The organism is Rhizobium sp. BT-226 (assembly GCF_025847085.2).
Lineage (GTDB): Bacteria > Pseudomonadota > Alphaproteobacteria > Rhizobiales > Rhizobiaceae > Rhizobium > Rhizobium sophorae.
Genome location: NZ_JAOYTI010000001.1, coordinates 1,385,395 through 1,409,491, shown reverse-complemented (window position 1 = coordinate 1,409,491; position 24,097 = coordinate 1,385,395). Strand labels below are relative to the sequence as shown.

Genomic DNA, 24,097 nt, shown 5'->3' with positions numbered 1-24,097 from the left:
GAGTAAACCGGGTTTCGGCGTTGCCCGCAGGCGCTGTTTCGCCTACATAGCGGCACAATCGAAGTTTCCCGCCCGGAGCAGCGCAGCATGGCACGTCAGTTCATCTATCATATGTCCGGCCTCAACAAGGCCTATGGCAACAAGAAGATCCTGGAGAATATCCACCTTTCGTTCTACCCGGATGCCAAGATCGGTATCCTTGGTCCGAACGGCGCGGGTAAATCCACCGTGCTGCGCATCATCGCAGGTCAGGACAAGGAGTATACCGGCGAAGCTTGGCTCGCCGAAGGTGCGACGGTCGGCTATCTGGAGCAGGAGCCGCATCTCGATCCCAACAAGACGGTGTTCGAGAATGTCATGGAAGGCGTTGCCTCGAAGACGGCCGTCCTCGATCGCTACAATGAATTGATGATGAACTATTCCGACGAGACGGCGGAAGAGGGCGCCAAGCTTCAGGACGTCATCGACAGCCAGAACCTCTGGGATCTGGAAAGCCAAGTCGAAATGGCGATGGAAGCCCTGCGCTGCCCGCCGCGCGACGCCGAAGTCACCAGCCTTTCCGGTGGTGAGCGCCGCCGTGTCGCGCTCTGCCGCCTGCTGCTTTCGCAGCCGGATCTGCTGCTGCTCGACGAACCGACCAACCACCTGGACGCCGAAACCATCGCCTGGCTCGAAAAACATCTGCGCGACTATCCTGGCGCCGTGATGATGATTACCCACGATCGCTACTTCCTGGACAACGTCACCGGATGGATCCTCGAACTCGACCGCGGCCGTGGCATCCCCTACGAAGGCAACTACTCGGCCTATCTGCAGGCGAAAGCCAAGCGCATGCTGCAGGAAAGCCGCGAAGACGCGTCGCGCCAGAAGGCGATCAGCCGCGAACAGGAATGGATCGCTTCCAGCCCGAAGGCCCGTCAGGCCAAGTCCAAGGCGCGTATCAAGTCCTACGAGCAGCTCGTGGATGCCGCCGAGAAGCAGCGTCCCGGCGACGCGCAGATCATCATCCCGGTCAGTGAGCGCCTCGGCCAGGTGGTCATCGAGATGGAAGGCATCACCAAGGGTTTCGAGGGCCGCACGCTGATCAACGACCTGTCGATCAAGCTGCCGCCGGGCGGCATCGTCGGCATCATCGGCCCGAACGGCGCCGGCAAGACGACATTGTTCAAGATGATCACCGGCCAGGAAAAGCCGGATGGCGGCTCGATCCGCATCGGCGAGACCGTGCATCTTGGTTATGTCGACCAGAGCCGCGACGCGCTTGCGGCTGACAAGACGGTCTGGGAGGAAATCTCCGGCGGCGCCGAAATCATCAAGCTCGGCAAGTTCGACATGAACTCCCGCGCCTATTGCGGCGCCTTCAACTTCAAGGGCGGCGACCAGCAGCAGAAGGTCGGCAATCTCTCTGGTGGTCAGCGCAACCGTGTTCACCTTGCCAAGATGCTGAAGGCCGGCGGCAACGTTCTGCTGCTCGACGAACCGACCAATGACCTCGATACGGAAACGCTGGGTGCCTTGGAAAACGCGCTGGAGAACTTCGCCGGCTGCGCCATCATCATCAGCCATGATCGCATGTTTCTCGACCGTCTGGCGACGCATATCCTCGCTTTCGAAGGCGACGGCCATGTCGAATGGTTCGAAGGCAACTTCGAGGATTATGAACAGGACAAGGTGCGCCGTCTCGGCCCCGACGCCCTTAACCCGGGCAGCCAGGCCCACAAGCGTCTGACGCGCTGATTTCACTCATTTTTGCTTGCGGAAGCCCCGGTTCGGCCGGGGCTTTTTCATGTCTGGCTCTGTCGCAATTTGAGCAGGCAATTTCGTGGAGAGAGCGAATTCTCGCTTGCCACCGCTCTTCAAATCACATAAAGATATCTTTATATCTTGATTGGATCGAAGATGAGCGAACCCTTGAAGCTTGGACTGGATGCGCTGGTGGACGTCTTGAAGGCGGCCGGCGAGCCCACGCGCCTGCGTCTGCTGGCACTTCTTGACGGCGGCGATCTGACGGTGACCGATCTTACCGAAATTCTCGGCCAATCCCAGCCCCGCATCTCGCGCCACTTGAAGCTGCTTGGCGAGGCCGAACTGATCGAACGCTACCAGGAGGGAGCCTGGGCCTATTTCCGCCTCAAGCAGGACGGTAAGGCAGCCATGCTGGTGCGGGCGTTGCTGAAGCATGTTTCCGAGAACGATCCGACCATCCTTCGCGACGGCGAGCGGCTTTCGCTGGTCAAGCGCCAGCGCGCCGAGCGCGCACAGGCCTATTTCAGCCGCAACGCGGCCGAATGGGACGAGCTTCGCCGCCTGCATGCGGCCGATGAGGAGGTCGACGCTGCCGTCATCCGGCTGCTCGGCAGCCAGCCGATCGACTCGCTGCTCGATCTCGGCACCGGCACCGGCCGCATCCTCGAACTCCTGTCCGGGCTCTACCGTCGGGCGACCGGCGTCGATGCCAGCCGCGACATGCTGAGCGTGGCGCGCGCCAATCTCGACAAGTCCCGCATCACCAAGGCCACAGTGCGTCACGCCGATATCCTGAACCTGCCGTTCGAGGGACAGGATTTCGATCTGGTGACGATCCATCAGGTGCTGCATTTCTTCGATCAGCCGGAGATTGCGATCGCGGAAGCGGCGCGCATGCTCCGGCCGGGCGGCCGGCTCGTGGTCATCGACCTTGCGCCGCACACGCTCGAATATCTCCGCGACGAGCATGCGCATGTCCGTCTCGGTTTTTCGCACCAGGCGATGTCCGACTGGTTGCGCAAGACCGGGCTCGACGTCGAGCAGGTCGTCGATCTTCATCCGGGTCAGCAAAGCGGGCAGGGGTTGACGGTCACCGTCTGGCTCGCGCGCGATCCGAGGCGCCTCATGGCTTCGCAACTAAGCGAAGGCGCCGAACCTACATTTGCCGGGAGGGTATGATATGGCTTTGAAAAACGAAGCGCGCGGCCGCAACGTCAGGGTCTCCTTCGAATTCTTCCCGCCGAAATCGGAGGAGATGGAAGGGCAGCTCTGGCATACCGTCAGCGAACTGAAGGACTGGGACCCGGATTTCGTCTCGGTGACTTATGGCGCCGGCGGCACCACCAAGGCGCCGACGCTGACCGCCGTTACGCGGTTCCTGTCGCAGACGCCGCTTGCCACCGCCTCGCATCTCACCTGCGTCGGCGCGACGAAGGAGGAGACGCATCAGGTGGTCGACACGTTCCGCAAGGCCGGCGTGACGCATTTCGTGGCGCTGCGCGGCGATGCGCCCGGTGGCGCCGGCGCACCCTACCAGCCGCATCCCGGCGGTTATGCCAATGCGGCGGAGCTGGTGGCCGGCCTGAAGGAAATCGGCGATTTCGAGATTTCGGTTTCCGCCTATCCGGAAAAACACCCGGAAAGCCGCGACACGGCGGCCGATATCGAGATGCTGAAGCGCAAGGCCGACAATGGCGCCGACAGAGCACTGACGCAGTTCTTCTTCGACAACGATAATTTCGAGCGCTACCTGGAACGGGTGCGCGGCGCCGGCATCTCGATCCCTATCGTGCCCGGCATCATGCCGATCCAGAACCTGACGCAGCTGAAGCGCTTCGCCGGGGCTTGCGGCACGATCATCCCCGCCTTCCTCGACGAGCGCTTCGCAGGCTTCGACGACAAGCCCGAGGAGCGGGCGAAGGTCGCCGCCGAAGTCGCTGCCGAACAGATCGACGATCTCGTCCGGCGCGGCATCCACGACTTCCATCTCTATACGATGAACCGTGCGCCGCTGGTTTCCGCCGTGCTCGACAATCTCGGCCTGTCCCGCCGGGCGCCAAAAAGTGCGGGCGCAGCCGCCTGATCTTTGCGCGTCTGAAAGACGTGCGGCGCTGTAAAAGTGAAAAGCGCATGTCGGGCGGGACATGCGCTTTTTCGTTGGCGGATTGATCAGCTATTCAGGAGTTTAGGCACTATCAGTCATTACACTTTCGTCGGCCAGCTCAGATGAAGAGCATGGACAAGACGAAAGCAAATGCTGCACTGACCAACAGAACATTCAAGGATTGCGTGAGTCCCATGTCTGTCTCCTCGCGTTAACCGGCCGATAATATGTCTGAAATATGTCGGTTGGGAAGCAGATCTTATGCTGCGCTGCAGAAGGGCTCGGTGGATAAGTCGAATAGTGTTTCAGCAAGTATTTGAAATTACTTCTTAATTTTCAGAAAATTTTTGTTCACAGATTTTAACATGCCGTTAAATCGGGCGATCGCGCATTTACCTATGCGCCCAAAACATGGCCGGCTCGCAACCGGTTGAAAACATATGGAATTCGCAACCGGTTTCAGGCGGCCTTGGCCAGCATGCGATAGGCGCGGCCGTCGAGAATGACGAGGCCGACACCGATCAGCGCCATGCCGGCAAACTCGCTCAGTGCGAGCCTTTCTCCGAGGAAGAGCACGCCGAGAAGGATGGCGCTCGGCGGCACCAGCAAGGTGACGAGCGAGGCATTGGTGGCGCCGGCCGCCGCCATGATCCGGAAATAGAGGATGTAGCCGAAGGCGGTAGACAGCAGCGCCAGTGCCAGGATGGCGAGGAGGGCATCGAGCGGCGGTGCGGCAAGCGTCCAGGGACGATCGGCCAGCAGCGACAGCGGCAGCGCAATCAGCGAGGAGGCGGTCAACTGTCCGGCTGCGGTGACAGGGGCGGGAACATTCTTGAAACGTTTTCCGTAAGTGGCGGCGAAACCATAGGAGATCGCGGCAAGCACGGGAAGAAGCAGCGCCCAGAGCGGGGCTTGGCCACCTGCCGACATGCCGGGGCCGATCAGCACGATCGTTCCGGCCAGCCCGACCAGGCAGCCGGCGATCTTTACCGGCGACAGCTTCTCGTCTGAGGTGAAGTAGTTGGCGATCAACACGGTCCAGATCGGCGTCGTCGCATTCAGGATCGCCGCCAGACCCGCGCCGATGCGGGTCTGGCCGAAGAAGATCAGCGTATGTGGCAGGGCATTGTTGATGAGCCCCAGGATCAGGAATTCGCGCCAGCGGGCCGTGAGGATCGCATGGAAGTCGAAACGGCCGGCGATATAGATATGCAGTGCCAGCGCTGCGAGCAGCAGCCTGAAGAAGACGAGGGTCAGCGGTGGCACGTCCTGGACGGCGATGCGGGCAAAGAAGAAGGAGCCGCCCCAGATCAGGCCGAGCAGGACCAGCAGCCCCCAGGTCCAGGCATTCATTCTGCTGTCCATGCCGCTTCCTCCAGCGCAAGCCGTTTTGCCGAAAAAACGGTTTTCGGTTTCATGCTTTAGCGCAGGCGGCGGATCGCGCCACCCGTTTCTTGCGAAGCGGTTGGCGGCAAGATGTCAGCTGGGATCAGAGGGCGTTGAGAAGGGCAGGCGTCGCCCAGCCGTCGGCCGGCATGCCGAGGCGCTGCTGTTCCTTCTGGATCGCGACACGCGTGCCGGAGCCCAGGATGCCATCGATCTCACCGACATCATGGCCGAGCGACTGCAGCTTGGTCTGCAGCGCCTTCATCTGGTCGCTGGCAAGCCCCTGTTCCGGCACCCCCTTGAGATAGGGTTCGGCGCCCGAAAGGCGCGTCCCGAAATACGCGGCCGAGGTCGTGTAGATGAACGACTTGTTCCATTCGAGATAGATCTTGAAATTGGGATAGGCGATGAAGGCCGGTCCCATGCGGCCCTGCGGCAGCACGAGGTCGCCTTCGAGGTTACCGAAGGCGGTATTGCCGTCGCGCGGCTTGACGCCGAGCGCAAACCATTCGGCGGCCTTCATCGTGCCGCCAAGACCGGATTTCTCGAAGGGCAGGTTATCGGGCACGGTCACTTCCTGCAGCCAGGGCTGGCCGCGCTCGAAGCCGAGGTGCTGGATGAATTTCGCCGCCGTCAGGATGGCGTCGGGGCTACTCTGTTTCAGGCGGACATGGCCGTCACCATCGCCATCCATGCCATAGGCGATGATGTCGCGCGGCAGCATCTGCACCTGGCCGATCTCGCCGGCCCAGGCGCCGGTATTGGTGGCAGGGTCGAGGTCGCCGTGCTGAACCATCTCGACGAGGGCGATCAGCTGCGGACGGAAGAGTTCCGGGCGGCGGCAGTCATGCGATAGCGTCACCAGGGCGTTGCGGGTGTTGAAATCGCCCTGGACGGCGCCGAAATCGGTTTCCATCGCCCAGAAGGCGGTGATGACGCCCGGGGGGACGCCGAATTCCTGCTCGGCGCGGGCAAAGACGTCGGCATATTGCTTCATCTTCTGGCGGCCGATGTCGAGGCGGGCTTGGTTGACGGTGCGCTGGGAGAATTCGAGGAAGGTCTGCTTGAAGACGCCTTGGGCGCGATCCCGGCTCAGGACCTTGGGGTCGATATCGGCGCCGGCGAAGGCCTCGTCGGCGGCTGCTGCACTGGCGCCGGCTGCGACAGCATCTTTCTTCACGCCTTCGAGGAAAGCGGACAGATCGCCGCCGCAGGGCGCTGCCGGGGCTGCGCCCGGCGCCTGCTGGGCGACCGCGCCGCCTGCGAGGGCGAGGGCAAACAGAAGAGCGAGTGCAGAGCGGCTTGCGAGCGAGCGGTGCATGGATGCGGTCCTTATATCAAACAGATTGCCGTCGCTTTCACAGACGAATGTGACGGAAGCAAGAAACATCGCAAGACGTTACTAAGAATTTCTATCCTTGGAAACGGCCGCGACCCAATTGTTCCAGTTCTTTGCGCTGCCGGCAAAGACATTGATATCGGTCGGCCCACTGATGCCGGGAATAACGCCGGTCGAGGTATATTGCCAGAAGGCCCAGCGGCGGTCGGAATAGGTCACCTCGGGGTGTTTTGCCACCGAACGGACCCAGAAATGATAATCCCGGAAGTAGCCGGCGAGATTTTCGCGGTGGAAATCGACCGAGGTATAGATGATCGGGCGCTTGCCGTAATAGGCTTCCAACCGGTCCATGAAACGCTGCATTTCGGCGCGCACGGTTTCGGCGTCGGGACGGTAGCGGCAGGTCTTCGATTCGGCGTTCCATTCGACGTCGAGCACCGGCGGCAGGCGCATGGCCTCCTTCGGCACGTTGCGGATGAACCAGTCGGCTTGCTGATCGGCGGAGGAGCAGAAATAGTAGAAATGATAGGGAGCGTGCGGTATGCCGGCGGCGCGGGCCTCTCGCCAGTATTCGTCGAAGCGCGGATCGACCCTGTCCTTGCCTTCGGTGGCCTTGATGAAGGCGAAGGCGACGCCGGAATTCTTCACCGTGCCCCAGTCGATATCGCCTTGCCATTTGGAAATATCGATGCCGTGCACCGGATTCTGCTGCGGATGCTTCGCTCCGAAATCCTGGGGATCGGTATCCTTGAAGCGCGTCTTCGGCTTGATCGAGGCCGTTTCGAGGTAGTCATAACCGGAGGAACTGCAGCCGGCCAAAAGGACGGCCAAGGGCAAAACGCAAAACAAAAGCCGGCGCATGGGCGTCCCGTCGTAGCTCGAATTATCTCTTTGCCCCACAACCTGACCTTCGAAAAAGACGAGTCAGCAGAGGATAACCCTCTTTTCATCATATCAACGTAAAAAATCGGTTAGTTTCAAGCGAATTATGAGCGCTTACTGATAATAGCTGCCCGCCAGGCATAACCGCCGCCGACGCTATCGAACAACAATGTCGCGTTGTTTTCATGGGCTTGCGCTTCCAGGACCTCGCGCAGATCGGGGCGCGGGGTGACGTGGAATTTCGCAAGCCAGGACTGCAGCATGCGCCGGAACCAGCCCGGCAAGCCTTCCTGCTGGCCGAAATCGACGATGTGCAGCTGGCCGCCGGGATTGAGGGCGGCGATCGATGCATCGACGGCGCGCTCCCAGTCCGGAATCATCGACAGGGCATAGGAAATCAGGATGCGGTCGAAGCCGCTGACGCCGAATTCGCGCGGTGTGAACGCCGTGGCGTCGGCGACGCGGAATTCCGGGATCGTCGCCTTGGTGGCGAAGGTCTTGCGCGCCGAAATCAGCATTTCCTGGGAAATGTCGAGGCCGAACAGCTTGGCGGTGGGGAAATGCCGGTGGGCGAAAGCCATGTTGCGCCCCGTGCCGCAGCCGACTTCGAGCAGCGTGCCGCCTTCGGGCACGTCGAGGTTGCGGATCGTGCTGTCGCGGCCGAGAAGGTAATATTTGCGGGTCAGGTCGTAGATATGGCGCTGGTAGCGGTACATGCCATCCATGAGGCTGGCATGTTCATCGCTCTGTCCTGCCGTCTCCGTGCCGACCTTGCTCACGCTTTCTTCCCATAAATATGGAAGCCGCCGTAGATTGCCGAGCGATCAAGCGCAGTCAGTTCACGCGACTTCTCTTCGAAGTAATCCCATTGGTCACGGATCGCCGGAGCCAGACGGCCTTCGATGATGCTTTTTTCGGCAGCGGTGCGGAAGATCACGCGGGCGCCTTCGCGCGCCGTGCGGGTGATCTCCGTCCAGACGTCGTTCAGCTGCTCGTCCGTCATCCAGTCCTGCGCGTCGAGCAGGATGTAGCGGTCGCGTGAGGCGGCCGGCTCGCCGGCCAGAAGCTCGGTGAAGCTTGCGTGGTGGACATTGACGCGGTCGACATTGGCGCGGATCACCTGATAGTGCTCCGACTTCAGATAGGTCGGCAACGGGCCCTCCGCTTCGGTGCCGTAGCGGCGGCCGAAGGCCTGCCAGGCGAAATAGTTGTCGCTCATGGGGAAATGACAGGCAAGCTTTTCCAGGCGGTGCTTCAGCACCGGCGCGATCGAATGATCGGCGGCAAGGCTTGCAAGTTCGTCATATTGCTGCGGCGGAATGCCGAGGCCGAAGAGCGAACTCTTGCGGCCGGTGATCCAGCGCACGACCGGCTTCTCGAAGAGCGGCGCGATCTGTTCGTCGAAGAACTGGCGCTGTTCGCGGATCGAGCGGGTCTTGGTCATCTCGCGCAGCTTGACGCCATGCAAGCGGGCAAGAAGATGGGCGGCGCCGATGAAGCGGCCGAGCAGGCCCGTCTCGTAAATGTTGCGGTCGAAGACGGTGACGCGGCGACGGCCGAACTTGCGACCGTTCCAGTAGCTGCGAGTCGCCTCATCGAGGTTGGCGGCAAGATGCTGGTCATAGGCGCGGCTGTTCGACTTCTCGTTCGGCATTGCCAGGAAGCGGACGAGATCGGCATGGCCGGGAAGATGCTTGAAGGCGGCAAGCTTCAGGCGGTTCAGCGCGATGTGGTGCGGGTTGAGATCGACGACGTCGATCGAGGCCGGCGCCTTGGAGAGATAGGCGAGCATGTTACAGCCGCCGGAGCCGATGGTGACGATGCGATGGTTGGGCTTCAGCTCCATCGCCTGCATGTCGAGATCCGGATCCTCCCAGATCTGCGGATAGACGAGGCCGGAGAAGAGAAGGCCGAAGAGACGCTCGGAAAAGCCGTCCTTCGAAAAAGCCTTGTGGCGGAGAAGGGCGTCCTTGAGTTTCCGGTTCTTGCGGAAGCCGGCATCCGGTGCAAATTCTGACATGAGTCTGTCACCTTTTTAGCGTTCAGGGCGTGTAGCGCGCCTCTGCTACAGTTTGATGACGTGGGCTGTGGGGCGCCGCTCTTCGGAGACTTCCGCCTCCTCGGGAGAGCGACCGGGATGCCTCTCCTGGGAAAGTGATCGGGACGACGGACCTTCTTCGCTCCGACCCCTTTTCGGCGCGTGCGATTCCTGCTTCTCTCCCGGCATGGAGGAATGTCATGCGATTTGTCCTGCGTATCCTGAAAGCGCTTGCTCTCCTTGTCGTTCTCGTCGTCTTCGTCGCCGGCGGCTGGCTTTTCATCCAGCCGCCGGAACTGCTGCGTGTCGGCGACGGTTATGCCGCCAAGATCGTCTGTTCGAATGTCTTCATCGCCGGCCGGCAGGCCGAGGATGTGCTCTATGACGATGTCCAGGCGCCCGGAAATCCGCTGTTGCGGCTGATGCGCGTCAACGTCGACCGCGACAACGACCGTGTGACGGCGCGCTTCATGGGGCTGTTTGCGCCGAGTTACGCGCTCTATCGCGGTGCTTTCGGCTGCACGAGCGTGCCGGACGGCAATTTCGAGGCGGCGGCGAAGGCGGTGCCCTTCGATGCGCCGGCCAAAATGGAAGTAAGCGACGCCTTGTGGCCGGAGGGCGAGGGGACCGGCAATCCGGCGGACGGGAAGATCGCCGCGCTGCTGGCCGATCCTGGTCTTGCCGGCCCGGCAATGCGGGCCATCGTGGTGGTGCGCAATGGCCGCATCGTCGCCGAAGCCTACGGCCGCGGCTTCTCGGCGAAGACACCGCTGATCGGCTGGTCGATGACGAAGACAGTGAATGCGACGATCCTCGGCCGGCTGATGCTCGGCGGCAAGATCTCCTTCGACGATGATAACCTGCTGGCGCAGTGGAAGAACGATGCGCGTGCCAAGATCAAGGTTTCCGATCTGCTCGGCATGGAGAGCGGCCTTGCCTTCAACGAGAACTATGGCGACGTCGCCGATGTGACGCGCATGCTCTATCTCGATCCCGACATGGTATCGCTGCCGGCCAATGCGCCGATGGAGGCAGCACCCGGCCAGCGCTTCCGCTATTCGAGCGGCACGGCCATGCTGCTCTCGCGCATCTGGATGGACAGGGTCGGCAATGCCCAGGCGGCTTTTTCCTATCCGCACGATGCGTTGTTTTCGCCGCTCGGCATGACGAGCGCCGTGTTCGAACTCGATGCGCGCGGCACGTTCGCCGGAAGCTCGTATCTTTATGCGACGGCGCATGACTGGGCGCGCTTCGGGCAGTTCCTGCTGCAGGATGGCGTGTGGAACGGCCAGCGTCTGTTGCCGGAGGGTTTCGTCGGCGCCATGCGTACGCCGACGGCGGCTTCGAACGGGCGGTATTCGCAGGGCCAGGCCTGGCTGGCTCCCGGCCGCGGCTCGAGCGCTGGGGCCGGGCTGCCTGAGGATACGTTCTGGCTGACGGGGCACGACGGGCAGAGCGTGGCGATCGTGCCTTCGGCCAATCTGGTGGTCGTCAGGCTTGGCCTGACGCCGAGCTGGTTCGACTACCAGCCGCAGGTGCTTCTTAAGGCGATCCTGGCGGCATTGCCGCAACCGGGAGAGCAGCAACAGCAAGCCGGATCGCAGGGGCAGACCCAGCCGCAGCCATAGGCCGAGGCTTGTTCAGCCGTTATCACTACTGCATATTCAACGGACGCTGTAGTCTCAGCAATGACCGGGTTTCAATAGTTACCTTGGGCGATGTCGGTCATGCCCTTGCGCTTGGCGTCGTAATAATAGCCGCGCGCATAGAGGCGGACGGCATCGTCTTCCTTGCTGTCGGAGACGAGCCAGGCGCCGCGCAGATATTTCGCGGCATATTTGATGTTGGTTTCGGCATCGAAGAGGCCGCCCGGAGCACCATCATAGCCCATCGACTTGGCGGTGTTATACTTGATCTGCATGAGGCCGAAATAACCGCGCTTGTTGTAAGCCTTCGCATTGTAGCGGCTCTCGCGGTGGACGACGCGATGGAGCAGGGTCTCGGGAATTTCGTAGATTTTCGAATATTTCTGGATGAGCTTGGTGACAAAGCTCTTCTCGACGGTCGGCGCATCGTCTTTGTCGTCGTCGCTGAACATCGGGGGCGCGGTCGGCGGATCGATCGGCCCGGATTCGTCGAAACCATAGTCCATGCTGGCGCGCGGCGTGGTGTCGACGGCGGCAAGTGCTGCAAGCGCGCTGTTTTGCGGTGTCGCGGCAAAGGCAAGCTGCGTCGTCGGCTGTGCCGGCGTTCCCGGACGCGGCGTCGGCACGACGGACTGGATCGCCGTCATCTCGGGCGTCAGCGGGATCTGCGCATAGGCTGCCGGCTGCATGCCTGCCTGCATGGTAAGATCGCCAGGCTGAGAAGCTGTCACGGCCGGCATCGCCGCTGCGGTCAGGGAGGGGGATGCCTGGGGAATGATGGCGCCTGCAACCACCTGACCGGCCGCGCCTTCGGCTGTCGGAATCGCGGCGAGTGTTGCATCTTCGCCGGGTTTCGGCATGGGCACGACGGTCTGGGCGGCTGTCAGTTCGGCCTGCGATGTGTATTCGACGCTCGTACATCCCGTCATCACGCCGCAGAGTATCGTCGAGACGACAAGACTGCGTTTCAGGCCGGATAATCCGATCGCTACCATTCCGCCACTTTCGTGAAATCGCGCCGCCCCGGCAGCGTATAAAAGTTACCAAAAGCCTTAAGCCCTGGTGACCCCATTAACCTATTCGTGGCATTCCGGCAACCACGGAATATTTCGGAATATTTCTACGCGGCAATACGGCGATATCCCGCCGTTACGGTCCCTGCAGCAATCAGCAGAGTGCCTCCGGTTCGGTTTACGGCGCGTTGGATGCTCGCCTTGCGAATCATTCCGCGCGCGCTATGGGCGAGAAAGGCGTAGGTGGAAGCGTTGAGGATCGCCAGCACGAGGAAGGTCGCTTCCATGATCGCCATCTGCCCGACGAAGGGCAGGGCCGGATTGAGGAACTGCGGCACGAAGGCGACGAAGAAGATGATGCTCTTCGGATTGAGGGCGGTGACGACATAGGCGTGGAGGAAGATCTTGAGCGACTTCTCCTCCGGCAGGTTGTCGTTGTCGGCAACCGGTTCGCCGATGATGGGAGCCCGCCAGAGCTTGATTCCCAGCCAGATCAGGTAGGCGCCGCCGATCCACTTCAAGACGGTGAAGAGGGTCGCGGAAGCCGCCAGGACGGCGCCGAGACCGAAGAGAGAAGCCGTCATCGCCGTGAAGTCACCAAGGGCCACGCCGCCCACCGTCGCGAACGCCGTCCTGCGCCCATGACCGAGCGCATAGGAAACGACGAGCAGTATCGTCGGCCCCGGTATGGCCAGCATGATGGCGGATGCGGCCGCAAAAGCGAGCCAAGCTTCAAGTGACATGGTGTCTCCTCCTATTCCTCAGGAACAAGCAAAGACACCATATTAACCATCCGTCAATCACGCTTCTTTGTATTTCTGGCCTATATTGTCCATGACTTCGGCAAACCATGCCGTCGAAAGGTCAAAAGCCTTGCCGCCCTTGATGCGCGGGAATTCTATAGTGCGCAATTTACCGTTCTGGCCTTCATCATGGCCGGTGACGCCGGAGACCTTATTGAGCGCGCTTTCGACGGCGAGATCGACCATGCTCTGGATCAGCCTGAGATCGTCGCCGTTGGCCGGCGCCGAGCGGGCGAAATAGCCTGATTTCTGCACCAGGGAACGCTCGGCGCCGAGCAGATTGGCGAACTGCTTCTGGAACCAGGCGCCGACATTGATCGTGTCGATCTTCACATGGCCGAAAGCATCGCGCTTGACGGTCTCGCCGGCGGCTTCGCGCTCGGCGACGATGGCATCGAGGCAGGCGCCTTCCGAGACGAAGACCGTGGCGTGGCCGTTGCGGTCCATGCTTTCCTTCAGGCGGGCTGCCTCGGCGTCGAGGTCGAAGGCCATCTCAGGCAGGTAGACGGCGTCGATACTCTTCAGGTGCGCGTCCATCATCAGGCCGTCGACATACTGGTTGCGGCTGGTGCGCTGCAGATAGGCGCGGGCGGTGGCGGCCGTCAGCCAGCCGCAATGGCGGCCCATGACTTCATGGATGACGAGGGTGCGGGGGGCGGCCGTCTGCTCGTTGCCGACATTGTCGAAGAAATGCGCGCCGACTTCGGCGGCCGTCCAGGCGCCGAGCGACTGGCGGATCGGCACGACGTCATTGTCGACAGTCTTCGGCAGGCCGACGACGGTGAGATCGTAGCCGTTGGCGGCAAGGTAGGCGGCAAGGTCGGCGGCCGTGGTATTGGTGTCGTCGCCGCCGATCGTGTGGAGAATGGTGATGCCGTCATTGGCAAGGCGTTCGGCGGCGACCCGCAGCGGGTTCTCGCCTTCCTTGACCAGGCCGCGCTTGACGCAGTCGGCGGCATTGGTGAGCTTGACGCGGCTGTTGCCGATCGGCGAGCCACCGTAACGGTGCAGCAGCGGCGCCTTTTCGCGCATCGCGCGGGTGATCTCGATGCTGTCGCCGAGGAGCACACCCTGGTAGCCCGACTTATAGGCGACGATTTCGAGCTCGGGCGCGACGTCGCTATAGCGTTCGATGAGGCCGCCGACGGCGGACGAAAGACAGGGCGCCAGGCCTCCGGCGGTCAGCATTGCGACTTTCTGTTTGGCCATGATCCCTCCTACGGTGTTTCGGTGCGGCAGCGTTAGCTAGCGCATGGATGCGGCAGGGAAAGGGCCCTGTAAAGTAAAGAATTTACGAAAAATGCGCGTTTCTGCCGTGTTGGACCGCAAAGGCGACCCGAAGTGCTGATATAATCGTTTCAACCCGGGTCTGCTTGTCGGGAACTGCCGTGGAAATTTCCGCAGCGCGCACCAGAATCCATTGCCCGAGCAATGCCGGTGACCGCCGGCCATGTGCTCACGCGAGATGAAAGCGGGTGTGATGAATCGTTTGCTGCGGTGCGACAATTACCAAATCGTGAAAACTGTGTTCGGCTCTACGACGAATAGTCGCCTTGCAAACGCTGCGATTCTTTGGTCAAGCTGTTTCTCTATAAGTTGACACGTGTGAGATTTTCGATGTCCTTCTGGGAAAAACTGTTGAATGCCATTGGCAATACCGCAGGCAATGCGCTGTCTGCGGTGGTCGAGGCTATCCGGACGGTTTTTGAAGGCGATCCCGAGACCCGGCGTAAGGTGGCTTTCTCGGTCGCGATCATCGCGCTGTCGGCCAAGATGGCCAAGGCCGATGGCATCGTCAGCGAGAAGGAGGTCCAAGCCTTCCGCGAAATCTTCGAATTCCCTGAGGATCAGGCCAAGAATGTCGCCAGGCTTTACAACCTCGCGCGGCAGGACGTCGCCGGCTACGAAGCCTATGCCGAACGGCTCTCCACGCTCTGCGTTACCTGTGCGGCCAATTGCCCGGTGCTGGAAGACGTGCTCGACGGGCTCTTCCACATCGCCAAGGCCGACGGGCTGATCCACGAGAAGGAACTGAATTTCCTGGGCCATATCGGCGAGATCTTCCAGATGAGCGAGACCCGCTTCGAGCAGATCGCCGCCCGCCATGTCTCGTCCGGCGGCGATCCCTACAAGGTGCTCGGCGTCTCGCCTTCGGATGATTTCCCGACCATCCGCCGCCGCTACCACGGCCTCGTCAGCGAACATCATCCCGACCGGCTGATCTCGCGCGGCGTGCCGAAGGAATTCCATGTGATCGCCAATGAGCGCATGGCGGCGCTGAACGCGGCCTACGAGGCGATCGAGAAGGAACGCCGCGCCGCATGACCTCTTTCGAGGCCGACTGCAGAAGCGCCCGTGTGCAGCCTTCGCCGAACCATGGCGAGCGGGCGGACGGGCGCCGTCCCGACATGATCCTGCTGCACTATACCGGCATGCCGACGGCAGATGGCGCGCTCGACTGGCTCTGTCGCGCCGAGAGCCAGGTTTCCAGCCATTATTTCGTGCATGAGAATGGCGAGGTCGTGCAACTCGTGCCGGAAATGCGGCGTGCCTGGCATGCGGGAAAAAGCAGCTGGCACGGCGAGACCGATATCAATTCGCTGTCGATCGGCATCGAGATCGCCAATGCCGGCCATCCCGGCGGGCTTCCTGATTATCCGAAAGAGCAGATCGCCGCGGTGATCGAATTGTGTCGCGACTGTGTCAAACGTTGGTCGATCACGCCGGAACGGGTGCTTGGGCATTCCGATGTTGCCCCGATCCGCAAGGTCGATCCGGGCGAGAAATTCCCCTGGGCCGCGCTCCACCAAGCAGGCATCGGGCACTGGGTCGAGCCGGCAACGATCACCGGCGGGCGCTTCTTCCAGCGCGGCGATACCGGCCAACCTGTGGAAGCGCTGCAGTCGATGCTGTCGCTTTATGGTTACGCCACTGAAATCACAGGCGAATTCTCGGAAAAAACGGCGGGCGACGTCGAAGCTTTCCAGCGCCATTTTCGGCCCGAACGGATAGATGGCATCGCCGATTTCTCGACGATCGACACGTTGCACCGGCTGCTGTCGGCTTTGCCGCGTTATTCCTGATTCCTCGGCAATTACTGAAACGCCGAATTTCGCACTGCAGCGCGAAATTCGGCCTGCCACATCATTTCCCTATTATCTCCTCATTGCGATGGTCTAAGAACGTCGCCAAGCGGGGCTCGGGGTTGTTTTCGAGTTAAACCACGGGCGTTATGTGAAACGATAAGAATTACCGAGAATCCTGATCTATCCTTGATCTGGTATTCATTATGACAGCGAGGCGCGCGGTCCGGTAATGCTTTGGGTCGGAGTGTTCAAGACTACATGAGAAAACTGATTGTTGTTGCTGCAACATGCGTTGGCATGGTGCTGGCCGGAAATAGCTTTGCCTTTGCGAATGATTGGGGTGTGCGAGCTGATGTGCCGGTGAAGAAAGTCGAGCGTCCTGCGAAGAAGACAGAGCGTCCGTTGAAGAAAGCGGAGCGTGCGGTCAAGCCGGCTAAGCGTCCGCTCAAGACGGCGGAACGCCCGCTGAAGACAGTCGAGCGCCAGAGCGGTTATCCCGTCGCCAATGCTTCCGGCAATTCCTATTCCGCACTGATCAGCAAATATGCGAGCCAATATGATGTACCGGTTGCGCTTGCGACCGCGGTCATCCGCATCGAAAGCAATTTCAATCCGAATGCACGCGGCAGCCACGGTGAAATCGGCCTGATGCAAATAAAGCCTGCAACCGCCCGCATGATGGGCTATTCCGGCAGCGCCAAGGGCCTGTTCGATCCGGAAACCAACATCAAGTACGGCATGAAATATCTGGCCGCCGCCCATGATCTCGGTGGTGGCGAGACCTGCAACACCATCCTCAAATACAATGCCGGTCATGGCGCCAAGCGCATGAACCCGGTGTCCAAGTCCTATTGCGGCAAGGTTCTGGCAATGCTCTGAGCCTGAAGCGCTTATCCCTGACAAGAGCTGGATGATTCAAGATGATTGCCATGGTATCGCTGGAATTTAGCGAGGTGGGATATGGCAGTCGATTTCAGGTTCATCATCATCGGACGCGGCATGATGGGTGCAGCCGCCGCACGGCATCTCTCCTCGATGGCCGACGGCATCGCGCTGATCGGCCCGCGCGAGCCGGAAGAGCGCAAGGCCCATCACGACGTCTTCGCCAGCCACTACGACGAAGCGCGCATCACCCGCACCTTCGATGGCAGTCTTGGCTGGGGGACCTTCGCCGCTCGCGCGCTCGACCGCTATCGCGAGATCGAGGCAAAGAGCGGCATCTCCTTCTATTCGGAGGTCGGCTGCCTCTTTGCCGGTCCTGAGAAGGACGAGCAGGACTATATCGAAAGGGCGCTGACCGTCAGCCGGACCCTCGGCAGCGATATCGAGACCATCGCACCGTCGGAACTCGGCGGACGCTTTCCCTATGTTCACGTCGATCCTGATTTCACAGGATATTTCGAACGCACGCGCGCCGGCTACATAAACCCGCGGGCGCTGGTGCGGGCGCAGGCCAAGCTTGCCGAACAGGGCGGCGTCTCGCTGGTCGAGGCGACCGCGACATCGGTGCGCGATGCGGGCTCCCATGTCGAGGTGATGGCTGGCGACAAAATCTACAGTGCCGAGCGCGTGCTGGTCGCCGCCGGCGGTTTCAGTAATTTCCATGCCCTGCTGCCGCGTCCCGTCGATATCAGGGTCATGGCGCGCACGGTCGCCTTCTATGAGATCGGCGAACGCGAGATGGCGATCTTCGGCGATATGCCGTCGACGATCGTGCTCGGTGACCGGGAAGAGGATCACATCTATATCCTGCCGCCGGTGCGTTATCCCGACGGCAAGACCTATCTGAAACTCGGTGGCGACACCGAGGCGCTTTCCTTCGGCAGGCTTGAGGATGCCGGGGCGTGGTTCCGTTCCGACGGCAATGCTGCCGAGCGCGATCATCTCTCGCGCGTCGCCCTGCAGCTGATGCCGGGGCTTGCCGGCTGCCCGGTCACCTCGGCGCCCTGCGTGGCGAATTTCACGCCGACCGGTTATCCCTATGCCGGATTTACGCAGTCGCCGCGCATCGCGGTGCTGACCGGCGGCAATTTCGTCGCAGCCAAATCCTCAGACGAACTCGGCCGCTTAGGGGCCGTGCTTCTGGCGGAAGGACGGCTCGGTGATCAGGATTTCGGCCGTGAACTGACACCCGTTTTCGCTTGAGAGGACACTATGGCAGTCGATTTCAAATATATCGTCGTCGGCCGCGGGCTGATGGGGGCAGCGGCGGCGCGGCATCTGGCGCGCCAAGCGGACGGTGTCGCGGTGATCGGTCCGGACGAGCCTGATGACCGCAAGGCGCATCAGGGCGTCTTCGCCAGCCATTATGACGAGGGGCGCATCACTCGCACCATCGATCCCGACCGCAATTGGGCACTGCTCGCCAACCGCTCGATCGACCGCTATGGCGAGATCGCCCGCGACAGCGGCATCGATTTCTATCGCGAGGTCGGCTGCGTCGTCGTCGCGCCGACCGGGGGCGATTATCTCGAGAGAACCCGAGAGGCCGCCGTTTCGCTCGGCGTCGAGACCAGCCTGCTCGACGAGCAGGGGCTGAAAGCCGCCTTTCCCTTCTTCGCCTTTCCCAATGGGGGCGCGGGCGTCTTCGAGGCGAGGGGGGCCGGCCACATCAGTCCGCGCAAGCTTGTGAAAGCCCAATCGCTGCTGGCGGAAAAGGCAGGCGCCACAGTCATCCGCGATCATGTCGTCTCGATCCGCAGCGAAGGTGGATCGGCCGTCGTCGAGACGGCCGGTGGCCTGACCCATCGTGCTGAAAAGGTGCTGCTGGCAGCAGGCGGATTTTCCATTGCGAAGAATCTGTTGCCACAGCCCGTTGCCATGACGGTTTATGCCCGGACCGTGACGCTTTTCGAGGTAAGCGAGGCCGACGCGGCGCGGCTGGCCGCGATGCCGTCGCTCATTCTCCGGGCACCCGGCATCGATATCTATCTGCTACCGCCGATCCGGTATCCCGACGGCAAATTCTACCTGAAGATCGGCGGCGATCCTGACGATCTGGCGCTCAGCGACGACACGGAAATGCGCGCCTGGTTCAAGACCGAGGGGCGCGATACGGTGCGCGCGCATCTCAAACGCATCGTTGAAGGTCTTGTGCCCAATATGGTGCCGCTTTCGATTTCGACGGCCGCCTGCGTCGTGTCGCATACGGAAAGCGGCTATCCGATGATCGGCTATAGCTCATCGCCCGAGATCGCGGTGCTGACGGGCTGCGCCGGGACGTCGGCCAAGAGCTCGGACGAAATCGGTCGGCTTGGGGCCGAGCTGCTTTTGTCGGGCGGAATCAGCGAACAGGGCTACTCGACGGATTTCACACCGCAATTCCGCTAGAGCATTTCCGTTTTTCTCCGAATCACGGAGGTGCTCCCTGTGTTTGTTCTTGCGCAATTCCGGACACAAAACCGCTGCGCAGCTTTGCTGGAATTACTCTGAGCGATATCATTTATTTCGATAGCAATTGCGATCTCTCTCGTTTATGGGAGCCCTGCCAGTTGGCTGGGCAGCCGCGCTTTACCAATGCCGAAAGGCGGTAGGGTGAGGAAAGTCCGGGCTCCACGGAAACACGGTGCCGGATAACGTCCGGCGAGGGCGACCTCAGGGAAAGTGCCACAGAAAGCAAACCGCCTGTCATGACAGGTAAGGGTGAAAGGGTGGGGTAAGAGCCCACCGCATCTCCGGCAACGGAAATGGCACGGTAAACCCCACCGGGAGCAAGACCGAATAGGGATGACGCGGTAGGCCGAAAGGCCTTCCGGCTGGTTTCCAGGCCAGTCATCCGGGTGGGTTGCGTGAGGCAGCGTGCGAACGCTGTCCCAGAGGAATGGCTGCCACGTTCCGGTTCACGCCGGAGCCATACAGAACCCGGCTTACAGGCCAACTGGCGATTATCATCTTGACGACGCGGCAGCCGGATTTTCAGCGTAAGTCGCTGAAACAGGCTGTTTTCAAGCAGATGTTTATGCATCCACCGGATGGATTTTTCATGCAGGGATACCAATGCGTGTCATTCGTAAAATGACGACGCTAACCCTTTGTTAAACTTAACGGCTTATAAATTTTTGATCATGCGTCCGTTGCAAGATGGGCGTATCCCATTGACGCCCATATGGTCCCATGCTATCCCAAATGCGCACTGCACCAGGGCAATCACCTGCCCATTCATCGCAAAGCAAAGGCGTCTTCCTCTCCGGAAGCGTCGGAGGGGTTTTCGCTCATCCGGCTTGCGAAGCTGTGCCTGATATAGGGAGTTTCGGGCGTGTTTTTGTCGTCCGGATCCCTGCGGGAACGGATGTTTCGTGTCATGAGCCGCTTCCTTTCGAACGCGACCAACAGGATCGACGCCAAGGGCAGGGTTTCCGTGCCTTCGGCTTTCCGTTCCGTGCTGGCGCAGCGCAACGTCCAGGAGCTCTATTGCTTCCAGGACTTTGTGTTTCCGGCGATCAGCATCGGCGGTCCGGATCTTCTCGAAAGATTCGAACGGCAGATTGCTGCGGAGGATCCGTTTTCGCCGGATGCGAACGAGATGTCGCTTCTCATTCATGGAGGCGGGGTCTTCATGAAGCTCGACGCCGAGGGGCGGCTGATGGTCACGGATTTCATTCGCGGCTTTACCGGCATCTCGGACGAAGTGACCTTCGTCGGTCGGGCGGATCATTTTCAGCTCTGGCAGCCGCAGGCTTTTGTGGCCGCACAGGCGCAGGCACGAGGGGAGCGCAAGCTGGCGGGCAAGCGTTCCTGAAAGAACGAGGGAACGGAATGGTGGCGAATCCTGGCGGAGGTTCAACTGATGCCGGTGGCGGACCGGTTCGTCACATTCCTGTTCTTCTCGACGAAGTCCTTGCGGCATTGGCGCCCGCGCCCGGCAAACTCATTCTCGACGGTACATTCGGTGCGGGCGGTTACAGCGCAGCCATCCTGGCGGCAGGCGCCGAGGTGATCGCGCTCGACCGCGACCCCACGGCGATTGCGGCTGGTCAAGCAATGGTCGCCGCCCACGGCGGTCGTCTCAAGCTCGTTCACTCGCAATTCTCGCATCTCGCCGATCATGCGCCGCAGGGCGGGCTCGATGGTGTCGTGCTCGATATCGGCGTCTCCTCCATGCAGATCGATGAGGCCGAGCGCGGCTTCTCCTTCCAGAAGAGCGGGCCGCTCGACATGCGCATGTCGGCCGAAGGCGTTTCGGCCGCCGATGTCGTCAATCGCGCCAAGGTCGCCGATCTCATCCGCATCTTCCATTTTCTCGGCGAAGAAAGCCAGGCGCCGCGCATCGCCCATGCGATCGAGAAGCGCCGCGCCGAAAAGCCATTTGAAACGACACGCGATCTCGCCGGTCTTATCGAGCTCGTCACGCCGCGCAAGATGAAGGACAAGATCCATCCGGCAACGCGGGTCTTCCAGGCCTTGCGCATCTTCGTCAACGACGAGCTCGGTGAACTGGCGCAGGCGCTGTTTGCGGCGGAAACGGCGCTGAAGCCCGGCGGTCGGCTTGTCGTAGTCACCTTTCATTCGCTCGAAGACCGCATCGTCAAGAAATTCTTCTCCGACCGCGCCGGCAAGGCGTCGGGTTCGCGGCATCTGCCGATCGCGCATGAGCGGGCGGCAACCTTTGCGGCGATCGGCAAGCCGATGGTTTCGGCAAGCGAGGCGGAGGCGGAGATCAATCCGCGCGCCCGCTCCGCCAAGCTGCGCGCTGGTCTGAGGACGGACGCCGCCGCCGAAGCAGCGGATATGTCGCTCTTCGGGTTTCCCAATCTTGCCAATCTCGGAAAGCTTGGAGGTTGATATGCTGAAAACGTTCGATCTCGTGCTCATCGGCGTCATGACGGCCACCGCCGCCGTGACCTACACGATCAAGCACCGCGCCGAATTGAAGCTCGAGGAAGTTCGCCGCCTCGAGGCTGAGATCAAGCTCGAGAAGGACACGATCGACCTTCTTAAGGCTGACTGGGCGCTGCAATCGCAGCCGAACCGGCTGGAGCGGCTGGTCAAGGCCTATAATGAAGAATTGAAGCTGCAGCCGACGGAATCGACGGCGCTCGTGCATGCCAAGGAATTGCCGATGCTGAAATCCGAGGTTCCCGTGCCGGACGTGACGGAGGCCAAGGTCAGCGCGAAGAGCGCGACCGTGGCCAGCGCCAAAGGCGCGACCGAGGCCAGTGCGAAGAGCGCGACCGTTGCCAACGCCAAGGGCGCGCAGGCCACCGCCAAGGTGCAGCCCATCCCGATGCCTGCGCCACGTGGTGAGGCAGAAGACGCAGACCAGATTGAAACCGGCTCGGTGGAGGAATAATGTCGTTTCTTTCCCGCATCATGGTTTTGAAGAGCCAGGCGCATTTCTCCGCCGGCGTCTATAACCGGTTCGGCGGTCCTTCCCCCGCCGGCCTGGCGATCGAGGGGTCGCGCAAGAAGAAATCAGGGCAGGCAAAAAGCCGCGTCGGCCTGCTGATCCTTGGCTTCATGGGTGTCTACGCCGTCATCGGCGGCCGTCTCGTCGAATATGCGATGAAGGATCAGGAGGTCGTCTCCAGCATCCTGCCGCCCGACCGGCTGATGGCCTCCCGCCCCGACATTCTAGACCGTAACGGCGAGGTGCTGGCGACCGACATCCGCACCGTCTCGCTGTTTGCCGAGCCGAACAAGATCGTCGATGCCGACGAGGCGGTCGAGAAGCTTGCAACGGTGCTGCCCGAGCTCGACGTCAGGGACACTTATAAGAAGCTCTCGGTCAAAACCTCGCATTTCGCCTGGCTGCGCCGGCAACTGACGCCGAAGCAGCAGAGCCAGATCCTGGCGCTCGGCATTCCCGGCATCGGCTTCCGGCCGGAGAAGCGCCGCTTCTATCCGGGCGGGGCGACCGCCGCGCATATCCTCGGTTACGTCAACATCGACAACCGCGGTGTCGCCGGCATGGAGAAATTTATCGACGACCAGGGGCTTGCCGATCTCGCCTCCGTCGGCATGACCAGCGACCAGCCGCTCGAGCCGGTGCGCCTTTCGATCGACCTGCGCGTGCAGAACATCGTTCGGGACGCGGTCGTCAACGCCGTCAACAACTTCCAGGCCAAGGGCGCCGGTGCCGCGGTCATTGACGTGCATACGGGAGAAGTGCTGGCGATGGCATCGGCGCCTGATTTCGATCCGAACGATCCGCAGGAAGGCGCCAAGGAGGGTTGGCTCAACCGGATGACCAACGGCACCTTCGAAATGGGCTCGACCTTCAAGACCTTTTCGCTTGCCATGGCGCTCGATAGCGGCAAGGTGAAGATGACCGACAGTTTCGATGCCAGCAAATCGATCTATATCGGCGGCTTCACCATCCACGATTTTCACGGGCAGCGCCGCTGGCTGACCGTTCCCGAGATTTTTCAGTATTCTTCGAATATCGGTACGGCGCGTGTCATCGACATCGTCGGCATCGATTCGCAGAAGGACTATCTGACCAAGCTCGGCCTGTTGACGAAGATGCAGACCGAGCTTCCGGAAGTGAAGATGCCGAGCCAGCCGCGCGTCTGGAAGAAGATCAATTCGATCACGATTTCCTTCGGCCACGGTGTTTCGACGACGGCGCTGCAGACGGGCGTGGCGGCGGCCGCCCTCGTCAATGGCGGCAAGCTGATCGAGCCGACATTCCTGCCGCGCACGCGCGAACAGGCCGATCAGATCGCCAAGCAGGTCCTCAAGAAGTCGACCAGCGACGAGGTCCGCTATCTCCTTGACTTCAACGGGTACAAGGGTTCCGGACGCGTGGCCCGCGTACCGGGCTTCGGCGTCGGCAGCAAGACCGGTACGGCCGACAAGGTGGTGAACGGTCGGTATTCCTCGACGCTGAATTTCAATTCCTTCATTGCCGCCTTCCCGATCGACAATCCCCGATATGCGGTAATCACCTTCTGCGACGAGCCGAAGACCGGCGAAAAGCAATATGGCGGAACGCTCTCCGCCGGTACGGCCGGCCCGATCGCCCGTGATATCATCAGGCGCGCGGCTCCCATTCTCGGCATCGAGCCGAAATTCGGGGAGGCCGGATCGGCCTTGCTGGTGTCTTATTGAGTGTG

At 61.3% G+C, this 24,097-nt stretch carries 21 protein-coding genes and 1 other RNA gene; 14 read left to right on the top strand and 8 right to left on the bottom strand.

Annotation, left to right across the window (positions count from 1 at the left end; genetic code table 11):
• Positions 1–87: 87 nt before the first annotated feature.
• From ettA to metF, 3 genes are all read left to right on the top strand, one after another.
• Positions 88–1,737, top strand: coding sequence for an energy-dependent translational throttle protein EttA (gene ettA / locus OIU37_RS07165; protein WP_018242886.1), 1,650 nt, complete (start codon positions 88–90; stop codon positions 1,735–1,737).
• A 162-nt stretch (positions 1,738–1,899) separates the two neighbouring features.
• Entirely contained in the window at positions 1,900–2,925 is a 1,026-nt protein-coding gene (locus tag OIU37_RS07160) for a metalloregulator ArsR/SmtB family transcription factor (protein ID WP_168309958.1), read from the top strand.
• Between the two features lies 1 nt (position 2,926).
• The gene (gene metF / locus OIU37_RS07155) at positions 2,927–3,829 is read left to right on the top strand and encodes a methylenetetrahydrofolate reductase [NAD(P)H] (protein ID WP_264256819.1); all 903 of its coding nucleotides are present in this window, start codon (positions 2,927–2,929) and stop codon (positions 3,827–3,829) included.
• A 480-nt stretch (positions 3,830–4,309) separates the two neighbouring features.
• Here metF and OIU37_RS07150 read toward each other — a convergent pair whose 3' ends face one another.
• The 5 genes from OIU37_RS07150 to OIU37_RS07130 form a co-directional block, all read right to left on the bottom strand.
• Complete coding sequence (locus tag OIU37_RS07150; RefSeq protein ID WP_264256817.1) at positions 4,310–5,215, bottom strand: DMT family transporter; 906 nt, start codon at positions 5,213–5,215, stop codon at positions 4,310–4,312.
• Between the two features lie 124 nt (positions 5,216–5,339).
• Entirely contained in the window at positions 5,340–6,557 is a 1,218-nt protein-coding gene (locus OIU37_RS07145; protein ID WP_264256816.1) for a lytic murein transglycosylase, read from the bottom strand.
• 81 nt (positions 6,558–6,638) lie between these two features.
• Positions 6,639–7,436: a GH25 family lysozyme gene (locus tag OIU37_RS07140; RefSeq protein WP_168314045.1), complete on the bottom strand. Its 798-nt coding sequence runs from the start codon at positions 7,434–7,436 to the stop codon at positions 6,639–6,641.
• 125 nt (positions 7,437–7,561) lie between these two features.
• Entirely contained in the window at positions 7,562–8,236 is a 675-nt protein-coding gene (locus OIU37_RS07135; RefSeq protein ID WP_168309963.1) for a class I SAM-dependent methyltransferase, read from the bottom strand.
• The gene (locus OIU37_RS07130; protein ID WP_168309964.1) at positions 8,233–9,477 is read right to left on the bottom strand and encodes a DUF3419 family protein; all 1,245 of its coding nucleotides are present in this window, start codon (positions 9,475–9,477) and stop codon (positions 8,233–8,235) included. Before OIU37_RS07130 ends, OIU37_RS07135 begins: the two co-directional genes overlap by 4 nt.
• Positions 9,478–9,695: 218 nt before the next feature.
• On the opposite strand from OIU37_RS07130, the gene OIU37_RS07125 reads away from it, so the two are divergent.
• Positions 9,696–11,123 (top strand): serine hydrolase, encoded by a 1,428-nt coding sequence (locus OIU37_RS07125; protein WP_264256812.1) that lies wholly within the window; start codon positions 9,696–9,698, stop codon positions 11,121–11,123.
• 71 nt (positions 11,124–11,194) lie between these two features.
• On the opposite strand, the gene OIU37_RS07120 is transcribed toward OIU37_RS07125, so the two are convergent.
• From OIU37_RS07120 to OIU37_RS07110, 3 genes are all read right to left on the bottom strand, one after another.
• Positions 11,195–12,136: a transglycosylase SLT domain-containing protein gene (locus OIU37_RS07120; RefSeq protein WP_264256810.1), complete on the bottom strand. Its 942-nt coding sequence runs from the start codon at positions 12,134–12,136 to the stop codon at positions 11,195–11,197.
• A gap of 125 nt (positions 12,137–12,261) precedes the next feature.
• The gene (locus tag OIU37_RS07115; RefSeq protein WP_264256808.1) at positions 12,262–12,897 is read right to left on the bottom strand and encodes a LysE family translocator; all 636 of its coding nucleotides are present in this window, start codon (positions 12,895–12,897) and stop codon (positions 12,262–12,264) included.
• A gap of 57 nt (positions 12,898–12,954) precedes the next feature.
• Positions 12,955–14,166, bottom strand: a complete 1,212-nt coding sequence (locus tag OIU37_RS07110; RefSeq protein ID WP_171604076.1) for a pyrophosphate--fructose-6-phosphate 1-phosphotransferase — start codon at positions 14,164–14,166, stop codon at positions 12,955–12,957.
• Positions 14,167–14,574: 408 nt separating this feature from the next.
• On the opposite strand from OIU37_RS07110, the gene OIU37_RS07105 reads away from it, so the two are divergent.
• The 10 genes from OIU37_RS07105 to OIU37_RS07060 all read left to right on the top strand — a co-directional run bounded on the left by OIU37_RS07105 (position 14,575) and on the right by OIU37_RS07060 (position 24,092).
• A complete protein-coding gene (locus OIU37_RS07105) occupies positions 14,575–15,282 on the top strand; it encodes a DnaJ family molecular chaperone (RefSeq protein ID WP_129419886.1) in 708 nt (235 codons plus the stop codon).
• On the top strand, positions 15,279–16,040 hold the full coding sequence (locus tag OIU37_RS07100; protein ID WP_171604074.1) for an N-acetylmuramoyl-L-alanine amidase: 762 nt from the start codon (positions 15,279–15,281) through the stop codon (positions 16,038–16,040). The genes OIU37_RS07105 and OIU37_RS07100 overlap by 4 nt, the downstream gene beginning before the upstream one ends.
• A gap of 261 nt (positions 16,041–16,301) precedes the next feature.
• Entirely contained in the window at positions 16,302–16,922 is a 621-nt protein-coding gene (locus OIU37_RS07095) for a lytic transglycosylase domain-containing protein (RefSeq protein WP_171604073.1), read from the top strand.
• An 81-nt stretch (positions 16,923–17,003) separates the two neighbouring features.
• The gene (locus tag OIU37_RS07090) at positions 17,004–18,188 is read left to right on the top strand and encodes an FAD-binding oxidoreductase (protein ID WP_264256805.1); all 1,185 of its coding nucleotides are present in this window, start codon (positions 17,004–17,006) and stop codon (positions 18,186–18,188) included.
• 9 nt (positions 18,189–18,197) lie between these two features.
• A complete protein-coding gene (locus OIU37_RS07085) occupies positions 18,198–19,373 on the top strand; it encodes an FAD-binding oxidoreductase (protein ID WP_180694567.1) in 1,176 nt (391 codons plus the stop codon).
• Between the two features lie 157 nt (positions 19,374–19,530).
• An RNA gene (rnpB, locus tag OIU37_RS07080) (RNase P RNA component class A) lies at positions 19,531–19,928 on the top strand.
• 415 nt (positions 19,929–20,343) lie between these two features.
• Positions 20,344–20,781: a division/cell wall cluster transcriptional repressor MraZ gene (gene mraZ, locus OIU37_RS07075; RefSeq protein ID WP_025395324.1), complete on the top strand. Its 438-nt coding sequence runs from the start codon at positions 20,344–20,346 to the stop codon at positions 20,779–20,781.
• 17 nt (positions 20,782–20,798) lie between these two features.
• Complete coding sequence (rsmH, locus tag OIU37_RS07070) at positions 20,799–21,824, top strand: 16S rRNA (cytosine(1402)-N(4))-methyltransferase RsmH (protein ID WP_180694568.1); 1,026 nt, start codon at positions 20,799–20,801, stop codon at positions 21,822–21,824.
• Position 21,825: 1 nt separating this feature from the next.
• The gene (locus OIU37_RS07065) at positions 21,826–22,332 is read left to right on the top strand and encodes a hypothetical protein (protein WP_240602802.1); all 507 of its coding nucleotides are present in this window, start codon (positions 21,826–21,828) and stop codon (positions 22,330–22,332) included.
• Positions 22,332–24,092, top strand: coding sequence for a penicillin-binding protein 2 (locus OIU37_RS07060; RefSeq protein ID WP_264256798.1), 1,761 nt, complete (start codon positions 22,332–22,334; stop codon positions 24,090–24,092). The genes OIU37_RS07065 and OIU37_RS07060 overlap by 1 nt, the downstream gene beginning before the upstream one ends.
• Positions 24,093–24,097 lie beyond the last annotated feature (5 nt).

Bases quoted from the DNA above. Each gene is read 5' to 3' on its own strand.
- ettA (WP_018242886.1), top strand. From the start codon at position 88: ATGGCACGTCAGTTCATCTATCATATGTCCGGCCTCAACAAGGCCTAT.
- OIU37_RS07160 (WP_168309958.1), top strand. From the start codon at position 1,900: ATGAGCGAACCCTTGAAGCTTGGACTGGATGCGCTGGTGGACGTCTTG.
- metF (WP_264256819.1), top strand. From the start codon at position 2,927: ATGGCTTTGAAAAACGAAGCGCGCGGCCGCAACGTCAGGGTCTCCTTC.
- OIU37_RS07150 (WP_264256817.1), bottom strand. From the start codon at position 5,215: ATGGACAGCAGAATGAATGCCTGGACCTGGGGGCTGCTGGTCCTGCTC.
- OIU37_RS07145 (WP_264256816.1), bottom strand. From the start codon at position 6,557: ATGCACCGCTCGCTCGCAAGCCGCTCTGCACTCGCTCTTCTGTTTGCC.
- OIU37_RS07140 (WP_168314045.1), bottom strand. From the start codon at position 7,436: ATGCGCCGGCTTTTGTTTTGCGTTTTGCCCTTGGCCGTCCTTTTGGCC.
- OIU37_RS07130 (WP_168309964.1), bottom strand. From the start codon at position 9,477: ATGTCAGAATTTGCACCGGATGCCGGCTTCCGCAAGAACCGGAAACTC.
- OIU37_RS07125 (WP_264256812.1), top strand. From the start codon at position 9,696: ATGCGATTTGTCCTGCGTATCCTGAAAGCGCTTGCTCTCCTTGTCGTT.
- OIU37_RS07120 (WP_264256810.1), bottom strand. From the start codon at position 12,136: ATGGTAGCGATCGGATTATCCGGCCTGAAACGCAGTCTTGTCGTCTCG.
- OIU37_RS07115 (WP_264256808.1), bottom strand. From the start codon at position 12,897: ATGTCACTTGAAGCTTGGCTCGCTTTTGCGGCCGCATCCGCCATCATG.
- OIU37_RS07110 (WP_171604076.1), bottom strand. From the start codon at position 14,166: ATGGCCAAACAGAAAGTCGCAATGCTGACCGCCGGAGGCCTGGCGCCC.
- OIU37_RS07105 (WP_129419886.1), top strand. From the start codon at position 14,575: ATGTCCTTCTGGGAAAAACTGTTGAATGCCATTGGCAATACCGCAGGC.
- OIU37_RS07100 (WP_171604074.1), top strand. From the start codon at position 15,279: ATGACCTCTTTCGAGGCCGACTGCAGAAGCGCCCGTGTGCAGCCTTCG.
- OIU37_RS07095 (WP_171604073.1), top strand. From the start codon at position 16,302: ATGAGAAAACTGATTGTTGTTGCTGCAACATGCGTTGGCATGGTGCTG.
- OIU37_RS07090 (WP_264256805.1), top strand. From the start codon at position 17,004: ATGGCAGTCGATTTCAGGTTCATCATCATCGGACGCGGCATGATGGGT.
- OIU37_RS07085 (WP_180694567.1), top strand. From the start codon at position 18,198: ATGGCAGTCGATTTCAAATATATCGTCGTCGGCCGCGGGCTGATGGGG.
- mraZ (WP_025395324.1), top strand. From the start codon at position 20,344: ATGAGCCGCTTCCTTTCGAACGCGACCAACAGGATCGACGCCAAGGGC.
- rsmH (WP_180694568.1), top strand. From the start codon at position 20,799: ATGGTGGCGAATCCTGGCGGAGGTTCAACTGATGCCGGTGGCGGACCG.
- OIU37_RS07065 (WP_240602802.1), top strand. From the start codon at position 21,826: ATGCTGAAAACGTTCGATCTCGTGCTCATCGGCGTCATGACGGCCACC.
- OIU37_RS07060 (WP_264256798.1), top strand. From the start codon at position 22,332: ATGTCGTTTCTTTCCCGCATCATGGTTTTGAAGAGCCAGGCGCATTTC.